Origin of the sequence: Pseudomonas paraversuta (assembly GCF_904063065.1) — a bacterium.
In the GTDB taxonomy this organism is placed as follows: Bacteria; Pseudomonadota; Gammaproteobacteria; order Pseudomonadales; family Pseudomonadaceae; genus Aquipseudomonas; species Aquipseudomonas paraversuta.
On record NZ_CAJFCL010000002.1, the window covers coordinates 595814 to 615907 of the forward strand.

At 60.9% G+C, this 20094-nt stretch carries 14 protein-coding genes, 1 pseudogene and 1 riboswitch; of the genes and pseudogenes, 10 read left to right on the forward strand and 5 right to left on the reverse strand.

Translation table 11 applies throughout. The features are described from left to right. Positions 1–128 precede the first annotated feature (128 nt). Complete coding sequence (locus JQ845_RS05840) at positions 129–395, forward strand: hypothetical protein (RefSeq protein WP_003445381.1); 267 nt, start codon at positions 129–131, stop codon at positions 393–395. Between the two features lie 50 nt (positions 396–445). Here JQ845_RS05840 and JQ845_RS05845 read toward each other — a convergent pair whose 3' ends face one another. From JQ845_RS05845 to cobW, 4 genes are all read right to left on the reverse strand, one after another. Next, entirely contained in the window at positions 446–1186 is a 741-nt protein-coding gene (locus JQ845_RS05845; RefSeq protein WP_236010186.1) for a vWA domain-containing protein, read from the reverse strand. Beyond that, entirely contained in the window at positions 1111–2112 is a 1002-nt protein-coding gene (locus JQ845_RS05850; RefSeq protein ID WP_203008737.1) for an ATP-binding protein, read from the reverse strand. The genes JQ845_RS05845 and JQ845_RS05850 overlap by 76 nt, the downstream gene beginning before the upstream one ends. 93 nt (positions 2113–2205) lie before the next feature. Further along, on the reverse strand, positions 2206–5976 hold the full coding sequence (cobN, locus tag JQ845_RS05855) for a cobaltochelatase subunit CobN (protein ID WP_203008738.1): 3771 nt from the start codon (positions 5974–5976) through the stop codon (positions 2206–2208). A 3-nt stretch (positions 5977–5979) separates the two neighbouring features. Continuing rightward, positions 5980–7050, reverse strand: a complete 1071-nt coding sequence (gene cobW / locus JQ845_RS05860) for a cobalamin biosynthesis protein CobW (RefSeq protein ID WP_003445375.1) — start codon at positions 7048–7050, stop codon at positions 5980–5982. Between the two features lie 93 nt (positions 7051–7143). Then, a riboswitch (cobalamin riboswitch) is annotated at positions 7144–7342 on the reverse strand. A gap of 184 nt (positions 7343–7526) precedes the next feature. Between cobW and JQ845_RS05865 the strand changes: the two genes are divergently transcribed. Beyond that, positions 7527–8825, forward strand: a complete 1299-nt coding sequence (locus JQ845_RS05865) for a glycosyltransferase (protein ID WP_202210702.1) — start codon at positions 7527–7529, stop codon at positions 8823–8825. Between the two features lie 476 nt (positions 8826–9301). On the opposite strand, the gene cobF is transcribed toward JQ845_RS05865, so the two are convergent. Then, on the reverse strand, positions 9302–10060 hold the full coding sequence (cobF, locus tag JQ845_RS05870; RefSeq protein ID WP_203008739.1) for a precorrin-6A synthase (deacetylating): 759 nt from the start codon (positions 10058–10060) through the stop codon (positions 9302–9304). A 102-nt stretch (positions 10061–10162) separates the two neighbouring features. On the opposite strand from cobF, the gene JQ845_RS05875 reads away from it, so the two are divergent. The 8 genes and pseudogenes from JQ845_RS05875 to JQ845_RS05910 all read left to right on the forward strand — a co-directional run bounded on the left by JQ845_RS05875 (position 10163) and on the right by JQ845_RS05910 (position 19686). After that, entirely contained in the window at positions 10163–11098 is a 936-nt protein-coding gene (locus JQ845_RS05875) for an AraC family transcriptional regulator (protein WP_050949476.1), read from the forward strand. Positions 11099–11238: 140 nt separating this feature from the next. Then, entirely contained in the window at positions 11239–12549 is a 1311-nt protein-coding gene (locus JQ845_RS05880; RefSeq protein ID WP_003445369.1) for an ABC transporter substrate-binding protein, read from the forward strand. A 130-nt stretch (positions 12550–12679) separates the two neighbouring features. Continuing rightward, positions 12680–13606 (forward strand): carbohydrate ABC transporter permease, encoded by a 927-nt coding sequence (locus JQ845_RS05885; RefSeq protein WP_003445367.1) that lies wholly within the window; start codon positions 12680–12682, stop codon positions 13604–13606. Between the two features lie 7 nt (positions 13607–13613). Then, on the forward strand, positions 13614–14447 hold the full coding sequence (locus JQ845_RS05890) for a carbohydrate ABC transporter permease (RefSeq protein WP_203008740.1): 834 nt from the start codon (positions 13614–13616) through the stop codon (positions 14445–14447). Positions 14448–14469: 22 nt separating this feature from the next. After that, positions 14470–15573 carry an ABC transporter ATP-binding protein gene (locus tag JQ845_RS05895; protein ID WP_203008741.1) on the forward strand — a complete coding sequence of 368 codons (1104 nt, stop codon included), beginning with the start codon at positions 14470–14472 and terminating at the stop codon, positions 15571–15573. A gap of 20 nt (positions 15574–15593) precedes the next feature. Then, positions 15594–17069: a mannitol dehydrogenase family protein gene (locus JQ845_RS05900; protein ID WP_003445362.1), complete on the forward strand. Its 1476-nt coding sequence runs from the start codon at positions 15594–15596 to the stop codon at positions 17067–17069. A 195-nt stretch (positions 17070–17264) separates the two neighbouring features. Then, the gene (xylB, locus tag JQ845_RS05905; RefSeq protein ID WP_203008742.1) at positions 17265–18746 is read left to right on the forward strand and encodes a xylulokinase; all 1482 of its coding nucleotides are present in this window, start codon (positions 17265–17267) and stop codon (positions 18744–18746) included. A 5-nt stretch (positions 18747–18751) separates the two neighbouring features. Next, positions 18752–19686, forward strand: a pseudogene (locus JQ845_RS05910) (carbohydrate kinase family protein). Positions 19687–20094: the final 408 nt, after the last annotated feature.

The following is a 20094-nucleotide window of genomic DNA, read 5'->3' on the forward strand; positions in this document are numbered from 1 at the left end:
TACTTTTAAAAAAGTCATGAAAGTGTGTGACCTGAGGCGGGTCTGAGGTCATCAGTACAAGTAACCAACCGAACGGTAAGCCCAGCCGACGGTTAATCACTTGATGGGCACACCAGAGAGACAACCCTATGAACGCCCCGCTCCGTTTCAACGAAGCACTTTTGATTGCCGGCCACGCCTTTGAACCTTTTCAATGTGTTGCCTGGGCTGCACAAGACGGTCATGGCGAATTGAGCCTGACGGTCATTGACCGCACCAACACCCGTATCGGTCGCAAACAAATCCCGCGCAGCGCCTGTGCCGACGCCGCCCAACTTGCAAGCCTGCTGGCACAAGCCCGTGCCGAACTGAGCAGCGAAGGCTACACCTTGCAACCCTGGGTAATGCCGGCCTGATCCCGAACCTGTAGGAGCGAGCTTGCTCGCGAGCGCTTGAAAGCTCGCTCCTACAGTTGTTTCAACTCATCGATATGTGTGTATTCAAGAGCCAGATCAGCCGCCATCCGCCGTGACTTGCCAAGTCGAATCGGCCCCCGTTCCATATCGATCAACAACCCCGGACATTCAATGGCGGGCAGAGCCGGACCGTCTTTGAGACGACCGTCGGTGAGCAATAAAAAACGTTGTTGTTCTTCTGCAAACTGCTTGCGACGGGTTTTCAGCCACTGTGCAACATCCGCCAGGGCTTCCAGCAACGGCGTTCCACCCCCCGCTCCCAGCGTCAGCAACCACTGGTTCAAGGCCGCAGATGCTTTGGCGCCGCAGACCTGCCATTGCGGCGCACTGCCACTGGCAGTCATCACCGCCACCCGCACCCGCTGCCGATAAGCATCCTCAAACACCTGGGCCAGTAACCCCTTGGCATCCCCCAGCGCCTGATGCCGACGGGTGGAAGACGAAGCATCCACCACCACCAGCCACAGCTCCTGGGCTGCACTCTGGCGGGTCTTGTAGGCCAGATCTGTACGCTGTTGCGGGCGGCCGCGCAGCAGGGTTTGCACCCAGTCCACGGTACCGCCGGCTGCACTGCGACTGGCACCCAGTTTGCCCTCACCCAGTTGGCCTGCCCGGGGTGTGGCATCCGCCCCCACACTGGATCGGGGGCGAATGCCTAAGGCTTTTTTGGCCAGCTCGGCACTTCGCGCCGGCCACCCATGGCCTGAGGCTGCGCAGGCAATTCGCCCCATTGGCCCTGGCCTGTACTGGACGAGGCACTGCCGGATTGCGGTTGCGACTGTTGTGGCGTCGGCGCCTCAGCAGGCTGCTGGCGACGTCGATGGCGCAAGGCAAACTCGGCCACCGCATCAATATCCTCCAGACTGATCACCCCGGCCCCACGCCAAGCGGCATGGGCCCGCGCCGCGCGCAGCCAGACAAGATCCGCGCGCATGCCATCAACCGCCGCCGCATAACAGCGCGCGGTGATCACTGCCAGCGACTGGTCATCCAGCTCAATGCCCTGCAGCCGTTCACGAGCCTGCTGGCAACGCTCACGCAACGCATCCTGTGCAGCCGCCCACTGCTCACAAAACCCTTGGGGATCCAGGTCAAAACTCAAGCGCCGCCTAATGATTTCGCCGCGCTCGGCAGGCTGCGGCTGACTGTTCATGGCCACATTAAGGCCAAAGCGGTCAAGCAATTGCGGGCGCAACTCACCCTCTTCCGGATTCATGGTGCCAATCAAGACAAAGCGCGCAGCGTGCCGATGGGAAATACCGTCGCGTTCGACCACATTGGTGCCACTGGCTGCCACATCCAGCAGTACGTCCACCAGATGATCGGCCAGCAGGTTCACTTCATCGACATACAGCACTCCGCCATCGGCCCTGGCCAGCACTCCTGGGGAGAATTGCGCCTTGCCCTGCCCCAGCGCGGCGTCCAGATCGAGCGTGCCCACCAGCCGTTCCTCGGTGGCGCCCAATGGCAAGGTGACGAACTGACCGCTTGCCAGTAAGTCGGCAAGGCCCCGGGCCAGGGTGGATTTGGCCATGCCGCGGGGGCCCTCGATCAGCACCCCGCCAATTTTCGGGTCGATAGCCGTCAAGCACAGCGCAAGCTTGAGTGAGTCCGCGCCGACCACCGCCGACAACGGGAAATGCGGGGTGTCAGTCATGTATCCAAATCCTTGCGTAAAGTCTGTAGGAGCAAGCTTGCTCGCGATGCCGGCAACGGGGGCCGTGCCAAGAGCACTGCAGTAGAGCCAAGCTCAATCTTCTTCGATATCCAGCAACAGGTTTTCCAGCGCCTCGCGGTAGTCCCCGGGCGCCTCCCACAACCCGCGCTGCTGGGCTTCGAGCAGGCGCTCGGTCATATCGCGCAAGGCATGGGGGTTGTGCTGCTGAACAAATTCACGGGTATCCGGGTCGAGCAAATAGGCATCTGCCAGCAACGCGTACTGATGGTCATCGATAAGATGCGTGGTCGCGTCGAAGGCAAACAGGTTATCCAGGGTCGCGGCCATTTCGAACGCGCCTTTGTAGCCATGACGCTTGACCCCGTCGATCCACTTCGGATTGGCGGCACGGGACCGGATCACCCGGTTCAGCTCTTCCTTGAGGGTGCGGATTTTCGGCAGGTCCGGCTGACTGTGGTCGCCGTGATAACTGGCGGCTTTTTCACCGCTCAAGGTCTCCACCGCCGCGAGCATGCCGCCCTGGAACTGGTAGTAGTCGTTGGAGTCGAGCACATCGTGCTCACGGTTGTCCTGGTTTTGTACCACTGCCTGCACCTGACTCAAGCGCCGGGCGAACTGGTCGCGGGCACCGGTGCCTTCATCACCGGCACCATAGGCGTAACCGCCCCAGTTCAGATACACCTGCGCCAAATCATCGCGGCTCTGCCACAAACGACCGTCAATGGCGTTTTGCACACCGGCGCCATAGGCCCCGGGCTTGGCGCCGAATATGCGCCAGCCTGCTTGCCGCGCCGCCAGCTCGGGCGCCAGCCCTTGCTGCACCAGTTGCTCACGTTCACTGCGGACTTTGGCAGCCAGCGGGTTCAGATCATCCGGCTCGTCCAGTGCGGCCACGGCTTGCACCGCCGCATCGAACAGGCGGATCAGATTGGCAAAAGCATCGCGGAAGAAGCCCGACACACGCAAGGTCACGTCGACCCGCGGCCGGTCCAGCAAGCTGACCGGCAGGATTTCGAAATCATCCACCCGCTGACTGCCGGTGGCCCACACCGGGCGCACGCCCATCAGGGCCATGGCCTGGGCGATATCATCACCGCCGGTACGCATGGTTGCGGTGCCCCACACGGACAGGCCCAACTGGCGCAAGTGATCGCCGTGGTCCTGCAAGTGACGCTCCAGAATCAGATTGGCCGACTGAAAACCTATGCGCCAGGCGGTGGTGGTTGGCAGGTTGCGCACATCCACCGAAAAGAAATTACGCCCGGTGGGCAATACATCCAGCCGTCCGCGACTCGGCGCACCACTGGGCCCCGCCGGCACAAAGCGGCCATGCAGGGCATCCAGCAAGCCTTGCATCTCGGCCGGGCCGCAAGCATCCAGACGCGGCGCCACGATCTCCAGCAAGGCCTGGAAAATCCCCCGCACTTCCAGCCATTGCGGGGTTTCGGGCAATTGCAGAGTGCCGGCCAATGCCTGTTCAATCAGCTGCCCGGCATACAGTTCCAGACGCTCGCGGGTATCTCCGGCAGTGCGCCACAGCGCATCACTGACCGCCACCAGCGCCGCAGGCTGGCGTGCTGTCCAGGGTTCTGCCAGCGCACAGTCCAGCGGATCAAACGCCAGTTCAAAGGCTTTGGCCAACGCCCGCAGCACACTGGATTGCGCCCCGCGGCCATCGCCACGGGGGATGCGCAACAGCGCCAGCAGCGTGTCGATACGTAAACGCCCGGCCGGCGATTCGCCGAATATATGCAAGCCGTCGCGGATCTGTGACTCCTTCAGGTCGCACAGATAGGTATCCAGCCGTGGCAACCAGATCGCGGCATCGGCATCACTGTCGAGTTTCTCGTCCAGCTGCAACTCGCGGTCGATCCGGGTTTCGCGCACCAGCTTGAGGATGTCACGCTGCAATTCACGGGCCCGGCGCGGATCAAGCAGCTGCGCTTCGTAGTATTCGTCGGCCAGCAGTTCCAGGTCGCGCAACGGACCATAGGTTTCAGCCCGGGTCAGCGGTGGCATCAAGTGATCGATGATCACCGCCTGGGTCCGGCGCTTGGCCTGGGCGCCTTCCCCGGGATCATTGACGATAAACGGATAGACGTTGGGCATGGGGCCGAGTATTGCGTCCGGCCAGCACTGTTCCGACAGCCCGACGCCTTTGCCCGGTAGCCACTCCAGGTTGCCATGCTTGCCCACATGGACCACGGCATGGGCGCCGTAGGTGTTACGCAACCAGAAGTAGAACGCCAGATAGCCATGGGGCGGCACCAGATCGGGGTCGTGATACACCGCACTGGCATCCACCTGATAGCCCCGGGCCGGTTGAATCCCGACAAACGTCAGGCCAAAACGCAAACCCGCGACCATCAGCCGTCCGCTACGGAACATTGGATCGGTCTGCGGCATGCCCCAGCGCTCAATCACTGCCTGGCGATTGGCCTCGGGCAAGCGATTGAACATGGTCCAGTACTCTTCCAGGGCCAGGCTTTGCATACAGGGCCGCAGGTCCAGGCTGTCAGGGTCATTACTGACCCCGCCGAGCAACTCCTGAATCAGCGCAGTGCCAGTCTCGGGCAACCGGCAATCCAGCGGATACCCCTCGAGCTGCAAAGCCCGCAGGATATTCAGCGCGGCGGCCGGTGTGTCCAGCCCCACGCCATTGCCGATGCGACCGTCGCGGGTCGGGTAGTTGGCCAGAATCAGCGCAATGCGCTTTTGCGGGTTCGGCACCCGTGCCAATTCGACCCAGCGCCGCGCCAGCTCCGCGACAAAGTCCATGCGTTCCGGTTGCGCGCGATAACACACCACATCCGACTGGCTGCGCTCACTGCGCCAGGCCAGGTCTTTAAAACTGATCGGGCGACTGATGATTCGCCCGTCCAGTTCCGGCAAGGCAATGTGCATCGCCAGGTCTCGCGGGCCAAGGCCTTGTTCGCTGTCGCGCCAGCCGGGCTCGTTGTCCTGGGCGCAGATGGCCTGAATTACCGGGATATTGCGCCGAAACGGCCGCAGGTGCGGGGCTTCGGGGCTCGACTGAGCGAAACCGGTGGTATTGAGAATGACTGCGGCCTGAACCTCATCCAGCCAGTCCTCCACCATTGCCAGGCAACCCGGCTCCTTGAGACTGGCCACGGCAACCGGCAAGGGATTGAGACCTGCGGCCTGCATGCGCTGGCAGAACACATCGACAAACGCGGTATTGGCCGCCTGCAAATGCGAGCGATAGAACAGCAGCGCCGCCACCGGATACCCGGGTTGCCAGTCAGCCTGCCAGTGACTGAGTTGCGGGCTGGAATGCGCCGGATGATAAATCGCGGTACGGGGCAAGGTTTGCGGCTCGTCCCACCCATAGTCGCGGCCCAGCCACTGGGTGGCCAGGCAACGATAGAGTTGCAAGGCATTGTGCAACCCGCCCTGGCGCAGGAAATGCCACAGACGCTCACCCTCGCCGGCCGCCACCGTGCTCAGTGCGCTGAGCTCCGGGTCGGGACGGTCATCGCCCGGCACCAGAATCAGGGTGACGCCACGTTCGGCCAGCTGCATCAAGCGCTCGATGCCGTAGCGCCAGTAACCTATGCCGCCGTGCAATGACAGCAGGATCACTTTGGCGTGTTGCAGCACCTGATCGAAATACAGGTCGACCGAGCCGTGATTCTGTACCTGCATCGGGTTTGCCAGACGCAGGCCAGGATAATTTTCAGGCAACTGCTGCGCGGCTTGCGCCAGCAGTGCCAGGCTTGAATCACCGCTGCACAGGATCACCAGCTCGGCGGGGGTCTGTCCGAGGTCGGCAATGTTGTCGTCCGATACAAAGCCACCAGGCTGGGTCCTGAGCAAATGCATGGTTTAAGCGCTCAACGCTGTGCGCAGGGTGGACTCGAGCAGTGCCGCGTCCAGATCCTGACCGATCAGCACCAGCCGGGTGCTGCGCGCTTCATCGCGGCCCCAGGCACGGTCGAAGTGCTTGTCAAAGCGGGTACCCACGCCCTGGATCAACAAGCGCATCGGCTTGCCCGGGATGGCGGCAAAGCCTTTGACCCGCAGAATGCCGTGCTGGACCACCAGTTGCGTCAGGGCTTGCATCAATACGCTTTCTTCGCCTTCAGGCAATTCGATGGAAATCGAATCGAAGGCATCGTGGTCATGATCGTCGTGATCATCATCACCGTCGTGGTGGTGATCGTGGTGGCTGTGGCGGTCATCGATATGATCCTCGGAGCCGGCACCCAGCCCCAACAGCACATCCAGAGGCAAGCGGCCGCTGCTGGCCTCGATCACCTTCACCGCAGGTGGCAGCTCTTCGGCGACTTCGGCGCGCACCCGGGCCAGATCTTCAGGGCTGATCAGGTCGGCTTTATTGAGGATCACCAGATCGGCGCTGGCCAGCTGATCAGCAAAGAGTTCGTGCAGAGGCGACTCGTGGTCCAGATTCGGGTCGAGTTTGCGCTGGGCGTCGACCTGATCCGGGAACGCGGCAAAAGTACCGGCAGCCACAGCCGGGCTGTCGACGACGGTAATAACCGCGTCAACCGTGCAGGCGCTGCGGATTTCCGGCCACTGGAAGGCTTGCACCAGAGGTTTGGGCAGGGCCAGGCCCGAGGTTTCGATCAGGATATGGTCGATATCGCCGCGACGGGCCACCAGTTCGCGCATCACCGGGAAGAACTCTTCCTGCACGGTGCAGCACAGGCAACCATTGGCCAGTTCATAAACGCGGCCGTTGGCTTCTTCTTCGGTGCAGCCGATGGTGCACTGCTTGAGGATTTCACCGTCGATACCCAGCTCACCGAACTCATTGACGATCACCGCAATACGGCGGCCCTGGGCGTTATCCAGCATGTGCCGCAGCAGTGTGGTTTTGCCCGAACCGAGAAAGCCGGTAACGATAGTGACAGGGATTTTGGCCAGTGTTTTCATCGGATGCCCTTTGGCAAGCGGCGGGCATACGGGACGACGACCGCAGGCTGTGCGCGGTCAGTCTTCGCCACCGGATCACCCCGCCCGGTTGAAGTAAGAATCTGTGACGAGGCAGGTCTCCTGGCTTACGGCGGGGTATCAGCCGGGGGCTGACACCGACCTTGCGCCTTCCCGCTTGTTCAGCAGTGGCATTGCAAGGTCATCGACCGTTTACAGTTGCGGGGGCAGCCGCGGCATACCGCGTTCCCTTCTTAGCTTCGCGTGGCGAAGAACCTCGAACGTGCAAGGCTACGCAGTGCTTTGTAACAGGTCAATGTCATCCTGTGGCGGCTGGCTTGCCAGCGATGGATTCAACCCGGCTTGCAGGACCGATCATGGCGACCTCATCGCTGGCAAGCCAGCTCCCACACATGATCAATGCAGTGTTGTGTTCTAATTGCCGCCTTTTTTCAGCCTCAGGCTTCAAGGAACCGCCCATGTCGTCCCCTCGCCCAACCCACGTCCTGATCATTGGCTACGTGTGGCCCGAGCCTCGCTCTTCTGCGGCGGGCGGGCACATGATGCAAATCATCGACAGTTTCTTGCAGCACGGCTGGCAGATCACCTTCAGTAGCCCGGCCGGGGTTGGCGAGCACAAGGCCGACCTGGCAGCGCTGGGCATCAATGAAGTGGGGATCGAGCTCAATAACAGCAGCTTCGACACCTTTATCAGTGAACTGGCCCCGGACATCGTGCTGTTCGACCGTTTCATGATGGAGGAGCAGTTCGGCTGGCGCGTTGAGAAGCACTGCCCGAATGCCTTGCGTGTCCTGGAAACCTCCGACTTGCAAAGCCTGCGCGACGCCCGTCACCTGCAACTCAAGGCGCGGCTCAAGCACAACCCGGAGCAGGATGACTTCAGCAGCCTGTTCGCCCCGGGGCAACGTACCACCTTTGAACACATGGCCGATGCCGACCTTGCGCAACGGGAAATCGCCGCGATCTACCGCAGCGACCTGAACCTGATGATTTCCGAATACGAAATCGATCTTCTGGTGGAGCAGTTTCAGGTTCCCGAGGCACTGTTGCACTGGTGTCCGCTGATGGTTGACAGCGTCCCTGAGCAATTCGTGCCTTACGAGCAGCGCCAGCATTTCTTGAGCATCGGCAACTTCCGCCATGGGCCGAACTGGGACGCCGTGTTATGGATGAAAACCCATATCTGGCCGCTGATCCGCCAGCAACTGCCCGACGCCCAACTGCATGTCTACGGTGCCTACACGCCGCCCAAAGCCACGGCCCTGCATAACCCGGCCCAGGGTTTTCATGTACTCAACTGGGCCGAGGATGCCCTGGCCGTGATGAGCAACGCACGGATCTGCCTGGCCCCTTTACGCTTTGGCGCCGGCATCAAAGGCAAAATCGCCGACGCCATGCTTTGCGGCACCCCGAACGTCACAACCCCGGTGGGTGCGGAAGGCATGCACGGTGACATGCCGTGGGCCGGAGCCGTAGAACAGAGTGCCAGCGCCATTGCGCAGGCGGCCGTCGAGCTGTACCGCAACCCCCAGGCGTGGCAACAGGCGCAACACAACGGCCAGGCGTTACTGCAGGCGCGGTACCTCAAAGCCAGCCATGGCCCGGCGCTGGTGCAACGCATCGAAGCCTGCCGCGCGGAGCTTGAACAGCACCGGCGCAACAACTTCACCGGGGCCATGTTGCGTCATCACCAGCACAAGAGTACCCAATACATGTCGCAGTGGATCGAAGCCAAGAACCGTAGCCACTCCCTGTAGGAGCGAGCTTGCCTCGCGATGGCAGCACCCGACCACCACCCGGTTGCCTTCATCGCTGGCAAGCCAGCTCCCACAGGTCACTCCCACAGGTCACTCCCACAGGTCACCCCTGTCGCCTGTAGGAGCGAGCTTGCCTCGCGATGGCAGCACCCCGGCCACCATCCGGTTGCCTCCATCGCTGGCAAGCCAGCTCCCACAGGTCACTCCCACAGATCACCCCGGTCGCCTGTAGGAGCGAGCTTGCCTCGCGATGGCATTACCCGGCCACCACCCGGTTTGCCTCCATCGCTGGCAAGCCAGCTCCCACAGGTCACCCCCACAGATCCCCCCGGTCGCCTGTAGGAGCGAGCTTGCCTCGCGATGGCATTACCCGGCCACCACCCGGTTTGCCTCCATCGCTGGCAAGCCAGCTCCCACAGGTCACCCCCACAGATCACCCCGGTCGCCTGTAGGAGCGAGCTTGCCTCGCGATGGGGTCAGTCCGATTTCGCTGACCGGCGCAGCAAATACGTGTCCATGATCCAGCCCTTGCGCAACCTGGCCGCCTCGCGGGCATGCCTGATCTGCTGGCTGACATCCGCCAGCTTGCCGGCAATCAGGATCTCGTCCGCTGTGCCGATATAGGCGCCCCAGTAAATATCCAGGTCTTCATGGACAAAAGCCTGGAACGCGCAGTGGGCATCGAGCATCACCACCACATTGTCCAGGTCTTCGGCCACCAGTCGCCGCCCCGTGGTGATACGGATCGGCTGACCGATGTCATTGAGTGCCACCCGATGCCGGGCCGCCAGGGCCTGCACGCTGCTGATACCGGGGATCACCTCATAGTCGAACCCGCTGCAGCCATTGGCCCGCACCCGCTGCAGAATGCGCAAGGTGCTGTCATACAAAGCCGGCTCGCCCCAGAGCAGAAATGCCCCGCACTCACCCTCCCCCAGCTCGTCCTCGATCAGCCGCGCAAACACCTCGGCCCGCAGCTCATGCCAGTCCTCAACCCCCTGTCTATAGGACGGGGTAGCACTGTCACGCTGCGGATCACTGACCTGAACCACCCGATAACCCGGCTCACGGATGTAACGCTCGCAGATTTCCAGCCGCAGCCGCACCAGGTCGTCAGTGGTTTTTCCCTTGTCCAGTACAAAGAACACCGAGGTGCGGTTCAGTGCCTCAATTGCCTGCACGGTGATCTGCTGCGGATTGCCCGAGCCCATGCCAATCAATAACAGTGTTTTCATAGTGTCTATCCTTGAACAGGCAGGAAATTGAGCCGTGGCTGGCAGGAATTTTCAAAAGACAGCATGATCAGCCCCATAACAAGACCACCAACGGCCAAGCCCATGACTCGTCTCGCCCGAGCTACAGACCCTTCATACGAATTGATGGATGACCATAATGGCCTGTCGATCATTTATCGCCAGCATGGCTTCCCTTGCCCGCTGGTACGCTGGCATTTCCACAAGGAATACGAGCTGCACCTGATTGTGGCCAGCAGCGGCAAAGTGTTCGTAGGCGACTATATCGGTAACTTCTACCCCGAGACGCTGTTCCTCACCGGCCCCAACCTGCCCCACAACTGGATCAGCCAGGTGGCCGCAGATGAAGTGGTGCCCAAGCGCGACATGCTGGTCAATTTTACCGATGAGCTGCTGGGCAGCGCCGCCTCGGTGTTTACCGAGCTCAAAGGTCTCACGCCGATGCTGGAGCGGGCCCAGTACGGCATCGAGTTTCACTGCAAGCCCACCATCCGCAAAGCCATGGCCTTGATGCAGACCATTGCCAATGCCACCGGAGTGACCCGCCTAGGGCACTTTCTGATCCTGATGGAGCTGCTGGCCGACTGCGACAACTATCAACTGCTGTCCGGCGTCACCTCAGGCAACCTGGCCGACGAGCACACCATAGAGCGGACCAACCGCGCTGTGGATTACATCTTCAGTCACTATGCCCGGGAGCTGACCCTCGAAGAAGTCGCCGACTACATGGGCATGAAACCTACCTACTTTTCCCGGGTATTCAAGCAAGCCACGGGGCGCTGCTTTATCGAATTCGTCAATCGCCTGCGCATCAGCAAGTCCTGCGAATTACTCGCCGATGGCCGCAAAGCGGTAACGGACGTGTGCTTCGAGTCGGGTTTCAGCAATATTTCCAACTTCAACCGGCGCTTTCAGCAACTTAAAGGCATGACCCCGTCACACTACCGCCGTCTGGCCGTACAGCGTTTGACCGAGCAAAACCTGCCGGTGCTGAGCGAACGTCTGCGCAGTGCAAAATAGTATCGGTTGCAGTGCTACCAGTGATTTGTCACGCCGGTGATTGAGGGCTGTAATCGGCCCTATGCGCTCGTGTCAGCGGGCAGCCATAAAAACAATAACCGTCCTTCAAGGCCGCCTTGGCCGAAGAAGTGGAGTGCTCAATGAATATTCCTGTCAAAGCGTTATGTGTAGCCATGTGCATGACCCTCAGCGGTATCAGCCTGGGCGCACAAACGCTGACCATTGCGACGGTCAACAACAGCGACATGATCCGCATGCAGAAGCTCGCCAAGACCTTCGAGAGCGAACACCCGGATATCAAGCTGAACTGGGTGGTGCTGGAAGAAAACGTACTGCGCCAACGCCTCACCACAGACATTGCCACCCAGGGCGGCCAATTCGATGTACTGACCATCGGCATGTACGAAGCTGCACTCTGGGGAGCCAAGGGCTGGCTGGAACCGATGAACGAGCTGCCTGCGTCCTACGCCATTGAAGATGTATTTCCCTCGGTACGCGATGGCTTGTCAGTCAAGGGCACGCTTTACGCCCTGCCGTTTTATGCCGAAAGCTCGATGACCTACTACCGCACCGACCTGTTCAAGGAAGCCGGGCTGACCATGCCCGAGCACCCGACCTGGGAGCAGATTGCAGAATTCGCCAAAACCCTGAACAAACCCGAAAAAGAGCAATACGGGATTTGCCTGCGGGGCAAAGCGGGCTGGGGTGAAAACATGGCGCTGATCAGCACGGTCGCCAATGCCTACGGCGCGCGCTGGTTCGATGAGAAGTGGCAGCCTGAATTTACCGGCCCCGAGTGGAAGAACGCCCTCAACTTTTACGTCAACACCATGAAAGCCTCGGGCCCTCCGGGTGCCACCAGCAACGGCTTCAACGAAAACCTGGCGCTGTTCAACAGCGGCAAATGCGCGATCTGGGTCGATGCCAGCGTCGCCGGTTCATTCGTTACCGACCCGACCCAGAGCAAAGTGGCCGACAAGGTCGGTTTCACCTTCGCCCCCCATGCAGTGACCGACAAAGGCAGCGCCTGGTTGTATTCCTGGGCGCTGGCCATCCCCACTACCTCCAAGGCCAAGGACGCCGCCAAAACCTTCAGCACCTGGGCCACGTCCAGGGAGTACGGGGCACTGGTGGCCGAGAAAGACGGCATTGCCAATGTGCCGCCGGGCACCCGCGCCTCGACCTACAGTGACGCCTACCTCAAGGCTGCACCCTTTGCCAAGGTGACCCTGGAATCGCTCAAGGCCGCCAAGCCCAATGACCCTACCCTCAAACCTGTGCCTTACGTCGGCATACAGCTGGTCACCATCCCGGAGTTCCAGGCCGTGGGTACCCAGGTCGGCAAGTTGTTCTCCGCCGCGCTGATTGGCCAGATGACGGTTGACCAGGCCCTGGCCGCAGCACAACAGACCACCGAGCGCGAAATGAAACGCGCGGGTTACCCAAAATAAAAGCGGGATAGCCTCCCGAATTTGTGGGAGCTGGCTTGCCAGCGATGCTAACAACCCGATCTGATTTTCAGATTGAGTAGACGCCATCGCAGGCAAGCCAGCGCCCGCAAAAGCACAGGTGCCATTCACCATGACCACTTCGACTGTTACCCCGGCGATTGACGCCCCGTTGCCGGTGCGTAAATCACGGCTGTTCAACCCCGGCTGGTTCCTGGTCACGCCTTCGGTGGCGCTATTGCTGCTGTGGATGATCGTACCGCTGGGCATGACCCTGTACTTTTCGCTGATTCGCTACAACCTGCTGTACCCGGGCGAAAACCAGTTTGTAGGGCTGGAAAACTTCACCTACTTCCTGACCGACTCGGGGTTCTTGCCCGGCGCCACCAATACCTTGCTGCTGGTGGGCAGTGTATTGCTGATCAGTGTGGTCCTCGGGGTGTTGATCAGCGCCCTGCTGGAGGCCAGTGAGTTCATGGGCCGCGGCATCGTGCGGGTGTTGCTGATTTCGCCGTTTTTCATCATGCCCACCGTGGGCGCGCTGATCTGGAAAAACCTGATCTTTCACCCGGTGTCCGGCGTGCTCGCCGCGGTCTGGAAATTGTTTGGCGCCCAGCCGGTTGACTGGCTGGCGCACTACCCGCTGCTGTCGATCATCATCATTGTGTCGTGGCAATGGCTGCCCTTCGCCATTCTGATCCTGATGACCGCCATGCAGTCCCTCGACCAGGATCAAAAAGAAGCCGCTCGCCTGGATGGCGCCGGCCCCATCGCGATTTTCTGGCACCTGACCCTGCCACACCTGGCGCGCCCCATCGCCGTGGTGGTGATGATCGAAACCATCTTTTTACTTTCGGTGTTTGCCGAAATCTTCACCACCACCAATGGCGGCCCCGGCTATGCGTCGACCAACCTGGCCTACCTGATCTACAACCAGGCGCTGGTGCAGTTCGATGTGGGCATGGCCTCGGCCGGTGGTCTTATCGCGGTCGTGATTGCCAACATCGCAGCCATCATCCTGGTGCGCATGCTGGGCAAAAACCTGACTGACAAGCCGTGAGGGCCAAGTGATGACACTGCAACAATCGCGTCGCCTGCAAAGCCTGCTGCTGGGCACCCTGGCCTGGGCCATCGCCATCCTGATTTTCTTCCCGATCTTCTGGATGGTGCTTACCAGCTTCAAAACCGAGATCGACGCATTCGCCACGCCGCCGCAGTTCATTTTCACTCCGACCCTGGAGAACTACCTGCACGTCGAAGAACGCAGCGGGTATTTCCACTTCGCCTGGAACTCGGTGGTGATCTCGTTCACCGCTACTGCCCTTAGCATGTTGATTGCCATCCCGGCCGCGTACTCCATGGCCTTTTACGAGACCAAACGGACCAAAGGCACGTTGCTGTGGATGCTCTCCACCAAAATGCTGCCGCCGGTGGGGGTGCTGATGCCGATTTACCTGCTGGCCAAATCCTTCGGCCTGCTGGACACCCGGACCGCGCTGATCATCATCTACACCCTGATCAATCTGCCGATCGTGGTCTGGATGATTTACACCTACTTCAAGGACATCCCCAAGGACATCCTGGAAGCGGCCCGCCTTGATGGCGCCACTCTGTGGCAGGAAATGCTTCGCGTACTGCTGCCCATCAGCAAGGGCGGGCTGGCCTCGACCCTGCTGCTGTCGCTGATTCTGTGCTGGAACGAGGCCTTCTGGTCACTCAACCTGACGTCATCCAGCGCCGCGCCACTGACCGCGCTGATCGCTTCCTACTCCAGCCCCGAAGGCTTGTTCTGGGCCAAATTGTCTGCCGTTTCGACCCTGGCCTGTGCCCCTATCCTGATTTTTGGCTGGATCAGCCAGAAACAGCTGGTTCGCGGCTTGTCCTTTGGCGCAGTCAAATAAAAATCACCTTTGGAGGCCCATCATGGCCAACCTGAAAATCAAGAATTTGCAAAAAGGCTTTGAAGGTTTCTCGATCATCAAGGGCATCGACCTTGAAGTGAACGACCGTGAGTTCGTGGTCTTCGTCGGCCCGTCGGGGTGCGGCAAGTCCACTCTGTTGCGCCTGATTGCCGGGCTCGAAGAAGTGACTGACGGTACCATCGAGCTGGACGGACGCGACATCACCGAAGTCAGCCCGGCCAAACGTGATCTGGCGATGGTGTTCCAGACTTACGCCCTGTACCCGCACATGACCGTGCGTAAAAACATGTCGTTCGCCCTCGACCTGGCCGGTGTGGCCAAAGCCGAAGTCGAAAAAAAGGTCAACGAAGCGGCGCGTATTCTCGAGCTTGCGCCTTTGCTCGAGCGCAAGCCCAAGCACCTGTCCGGCGGGCAACGCCAGCGGGTGGCAATCGGCCGGGCAATCGTGCGCAACCCGAAGATATTCCTGTTTGACGAACCGCTGTCCAACCTCGATGCCGCCCTGCGGGTACAGATGCGCCTGGAACTGGCGCGTCTGCATCAGGAACTGCAGGCGACCATGATTTACGTGACCCACGATCAGGTCGAGGCCATGACCCTCGCCGACAAGGTGGTGGTACTCAACGCCGGCAAGGTCGAGCAGGTCGGCTCGCCGCTGGATCTGTACCACCAGCCGGTCAACCTGTTTGTCGCCGGTTTTCTCGGCACCCCGAAAATGGGCTTCCTCAAAGGCAAGGTCAGTCGGATCGATGGCCAAGGCTGCGAAGTTGAACTGGACGCCGGTACCCGCATCCAGTTGCCCCTGAGCGGCGCGTCACTGAGCATTGGCGGCGAGGTTACCCTGGGGATCCGCCCGGAACACCTGAACCTGGCCAGACCCGGTGATTGCACCCTGACCGTCACCGCCGATGTCGGCGAGCGCCTGGGCAGCGACACCTATTGCCATGTGATTACTGCCTGCGGCGAACCGCTGACCATGCGCATTCGCGGGGACATGGCGAGCCAGTACGGCGAGCAGTTGCACTTGCACCTGGACAGTGAACATTGCCACCTATTCGACGCACAGGGGCTGGCGATCACCCGCCCGCTGCGCGCTGCTGCCTAACGTTTTTTGAGATCGCACCCATGAAACTCAATCGCCGCAACCTCGATAACCTGACCAGTAAAGTTGAAAAGCCAGCTTACCTCGCGAGCGACAGACGGCACGGCATAGCCCATATCGGGGTCGGTGGATTTCACCGCGCGCACCAGGCCTTTTATACCGATGCGCTGATGAATCAGGGCCGCGACCTGGACTGGAGCATCTGCGGCATCGGCCTGCGGGCCGAAGACCGCAAAATGCGCGATGACCTGGCCGGGCAGGACTATCTCTACACCCTGTTCGAACTGGGCGACAGCGACGACACCCAAAGCCGCATCATCGGCTCCATCAGTGACATGCTGCTGGCCGAAGACAGTATCGAGGCGGTGCTCGACAAGCTCGCGAGCCCGGACATCCGGATTGTCTCGCTGACCATTACCGAAGGCGGTTATTGCATCGACGACAGCAGCGGCGAATTCATGGCCACCCTGCCCCGGATTCAGCGGGATCTGGCCCACCCGAAACAACCGCGAACCGTATTTGGCGTGCTGTTTGCCGCCCTGGCCCGACGCCGGGCAGCGGGTACGGACGCCTTTACCCTAATGTCTTGCGATAACCTGCCCCACAACGGCGGCGTGGCGCGCAAAGCCCTGCTGGCCTATGCAGCCCTGAGCGATGCCGACCTGCATGACTGGATCGCGACCCATGTCAGCTTTCCCAACGCCATGGTTGACCGCATCACCCCCATGACCAGCAACGCCCATCGCCTGCAACTGCACGATCAACTGGGCATCGACGACGCCTGGCCGGTGGTCTGCGAGCCGTTTATCCAGTGGGTACTTGAAGACAAGTTCAGCACTGGCCGCCCGGCCTGGGAAACCGTTGGCGTGCAAATGACCGATGACGTCACGCCCTACGAAGAGATGAAAATCAAACTGCTCAATGGCAGTCACCTGGCGCTGACCTACCTGGGGTTTCTCAAGGGCTATCGTTTCGTCCACGAGACCATGAATGACCCGCTGTTCGTGGCCTATATGCGTGCCTACATGGACCTGGACGTGACTCCGCAACTGGCGCCGGTGCCCGGGATTGACCTCACGGCGTACAAAGACACCCTGGTGCAACGGTTCTCCAACCAGGCCATCGCCGACCAGCTGGAGCGCGTGTGCTCCGATGGTTCGTCAAAATTCCCCAAATTCACCGTACCGACCATTAACCGCTTGATTGCCGATGGTCGCGAGCTCAAGCGTGCGGCGCTGGTGGTGGCGGCCTGGGCCCTGTATCTCAAGGGGGTTGACGAGAATGGCCAGACCTATGCCATACCCGACCCCAGGGCTGACTATTGTCAGGCGCTGGTCAAGGATGACCCGCTGATCGTGCAGCGCTTGCTGGGCGCAGAGGAAATATTTGGCGGAGCCATTGCCCAGTCTGCCGAGTTTGTAGCGGCGTTTGAGTGGTGCCTCAACAGTTTGCGAGAGGTGGGGGTAACCGCCACTCTGGAACAGCTGGTACAGCTCTGAACTGTGCTGCCGCAATGCCGTGCTGCCCCTGCAGGAGCGAGCTTGTCTCGCGATGATTGTTATCGATAACGCGTTTTTACAAGTTGAACACGACGCTCTCGAGGCCATCGCGAGACAAGCTCGCTCCTACAATTGAGATAGCAGTGGTTTTAGGGTTTGCGGTATTTCTCCGGATTCTGATTAGGTCAACGCCCCATGAATCACTTATTTCTCGGTATCGATTGCGGCACCCAGGGTACCAAGGCACTGATCCTGGACAGCCAGAGCGGTCAGGTTCTGGGTCAGGGCTCGGCGCCGCACACGCTGATTCAGGGTGAGCACGGTCGCCGCGAGCAGGATACCGGCCAATGGTTGCAGGCCCTGACGACAGCCACGCAACAGGCGCTGGCGGCCGCCGGAGTCAGTGGTCAGCAAATCCGTGGTATCGGGGTCAGCGGTCAGCAGCACGGGCTGGTGCTGCTGGATGAACATGGCACTGTGCTGCGCCCGGCCAAACTCTGGTGCGACACCGAGTCCACCCCTGAAAACCGCCAACTGCTCGAGTGGCTGGGCGGTGAGGCCGGCTCACTGCAACGCCTGGGGCTGGTAATAGCTCCCGGCTATACGGTGTCCAAGCTGCTCTGGACCCGCCACCACCATCGGCAAGTGTTTGAGCGCATCGCCCATATCCTGTTGCCCCATGACTATCTGAATTTCTGGCTGACCGGCCGTTACTGCAGTGAATACGGCGATGCCTCCGGCACCGGTTATTTCAACGTGCGCACCCGGCAGTGGGACCTCGACATCCTGCGTTATATCGACCCCGAGGGGCGCCTGGAACGAGCATTGCCCGAGCTGATCGAATCCCGTGCCGCTGCAGGCACGCTGCGGCCTGAAATTGCCCGCTTGCTGGACCTCAACCCCGAGGCAGTGGTCTGCAGCGGCGGCGGCGACAATATGCTGGGGGCCATAGGCACCGGCAATATCAAACCCGGGATCATCACCATGAGCCTCGGCTCATCCGGCACCGTCTACGCCTTTGACCCGCAGCCCCAGGCCAGCCCGGAGCCAGCGGTTGCCAATTTTTGCTCGTCCAGTGGTGGCTGGCTGCCGCTGATTTGCACCCTCAACCTGACCAATGTCACCAGCGCCATACGCGAACTGTTTGGCCTGTCCCTGGAAGCATTCAATCAATTGGCCGGCCAGGCACCGATAGGCGCCGAAGGCGTCAGCCTGCTGCCGTTTCTCAACGGTGAACGGGTGCCCGCCCTACCCGACGCCACCGGCAGTTTCCACGGCCTGACCCTGACCAATCTGAACCAGGCCAATTTTTGCCGGGCAGCAATCGAGGGCACCACCTTCGGTTTGCGTTATGGTCTTGACCTGCTGCGCCGCAACGGCTTGCAAAGCCACACCATCCTGCTGGTCGGCGGTGGCTCGAAAAGCCCGCTGTGGCGTCAGATCGTGGCCGATATCATGGACACCCGGGTCATCTGTGCCGAACAAAGTGAAGCCGCGGCACTGGGCGCAGCCATTCAGGCGGCATGGTGTACAGGTGCCGACAGCCTTGAGCAACTGTGCCAACGCTGCGTGCGCCTTGACCACGCCAGCGAAACCAGGCCCGACGCCAAAAACTTCGCGGCCTATGAACAATCCTATGTGCGCTACCGTCTACAGGTCGCGGCCTTATCCGAGTGAATGCTATGTATCTGGTGTGTGGTGAAGCGCTGTTTGATTTTTTGCCCAGGCAGACAGCAGCCAACAGGCGGGCAAAGTGGACTTCAAGGCGCTTGCCGGAGGTTCGCCGTTCAACGTCGCCGTGGGCCTGCGACGCCTGGGCGTCGAAGCCGGCATGTTTGCCGGGTTGTCCACCGATTACCTTGGCCGTCGGTTAAAGCAGGTACTGACCGAGGAAGGCGTCAGCCAGGCGTTTTTACTGGATATGGAGGCTCCCACCACCCTGGCCATGGTCGCGCTGGACGCCAAGGGTTCGCCCGCCTACAGCTTTCGCGGCGAAGGCTGCGCCGACCGGCAACTGCAACTCCATCATCTGCCGCAGCTAAGCACGCAGATACGGGGTATCCATGTCGGGTCGTTCTCTCTGGTGGTGCAACCCGTTGCCGACACCCTGCTGGCACTGGTCAGGCGCGAAAGCGGACGGCGCCTGATCAGCCTCGACCCGAACGTGCGACTCAACCCGGAGCCGGATATAGAGATCTGGCGTCAGCGGATCAAGCAACTGATCCCCTATGCCGACCTGATCAAAGTCAGCGATGAAGATCTCGAACTGCTGTACCCGGGGCAAGACCCGCAACAGATAGCCCGGTCATGGCTGGGCCAGCGCTGCCAACTGGTGTTTTTGACCCGTGGCGGCCAGGGCGCCAGCGTATTCAGCGAGCATGGCCATCAGAGGGTTGCGGCCAGTGCAGTAAAGGTTGCCGACACCGTGGGTGCGGGCGATACCTTTCAGGCGGCAGTGATTGCCTGGCTGACCGAGCATGGACTGGACTCGATTGAAGGTTTGCAACAGTTGAGCAAAAACCAGATCGGCGCCCTGCTGGACTTCGCCAGCCGCGCGGCGGCGCTGACCTGCAGCAAAACCGGGCCGGACCTGCCCTACCGCCACCAGCTGGACTGATAACACCCCGGCTTTGTAGGAGCGAGCTTGTCTCGCGAGCTCTTCGCGGTTTGGTTGAAAAGCTCGCGAGCAAGCTCGCTCCTACAGGTTGGGGGAGATCGGCGCCCTGCAGCAAAACCGGGCCGGACCTGCCCTATCGCCACCAGCTGGACTGATCACACCCCGGCTCTGTAGGAGCGAGCTTGTCTCGCGAGCTCTTCGCGGTTTGGTTGAAAAGCTCGCGAGCAAGCTCGCTCCTACAGGTTGGGGGAGATCGGCGCCCTGCAGCAAAACTGGGCCGGACCTGCCCTACCGCCACCAGCTGGACTGATAACACCCCGACCTCTGTAGGAGCGAGCTTGTCTCGCGAGCTCTTCGCGGTTTGGTTGAAAAGCTCGCGAGCAAGCTCGCTCCTACAGGTTGGGGGAG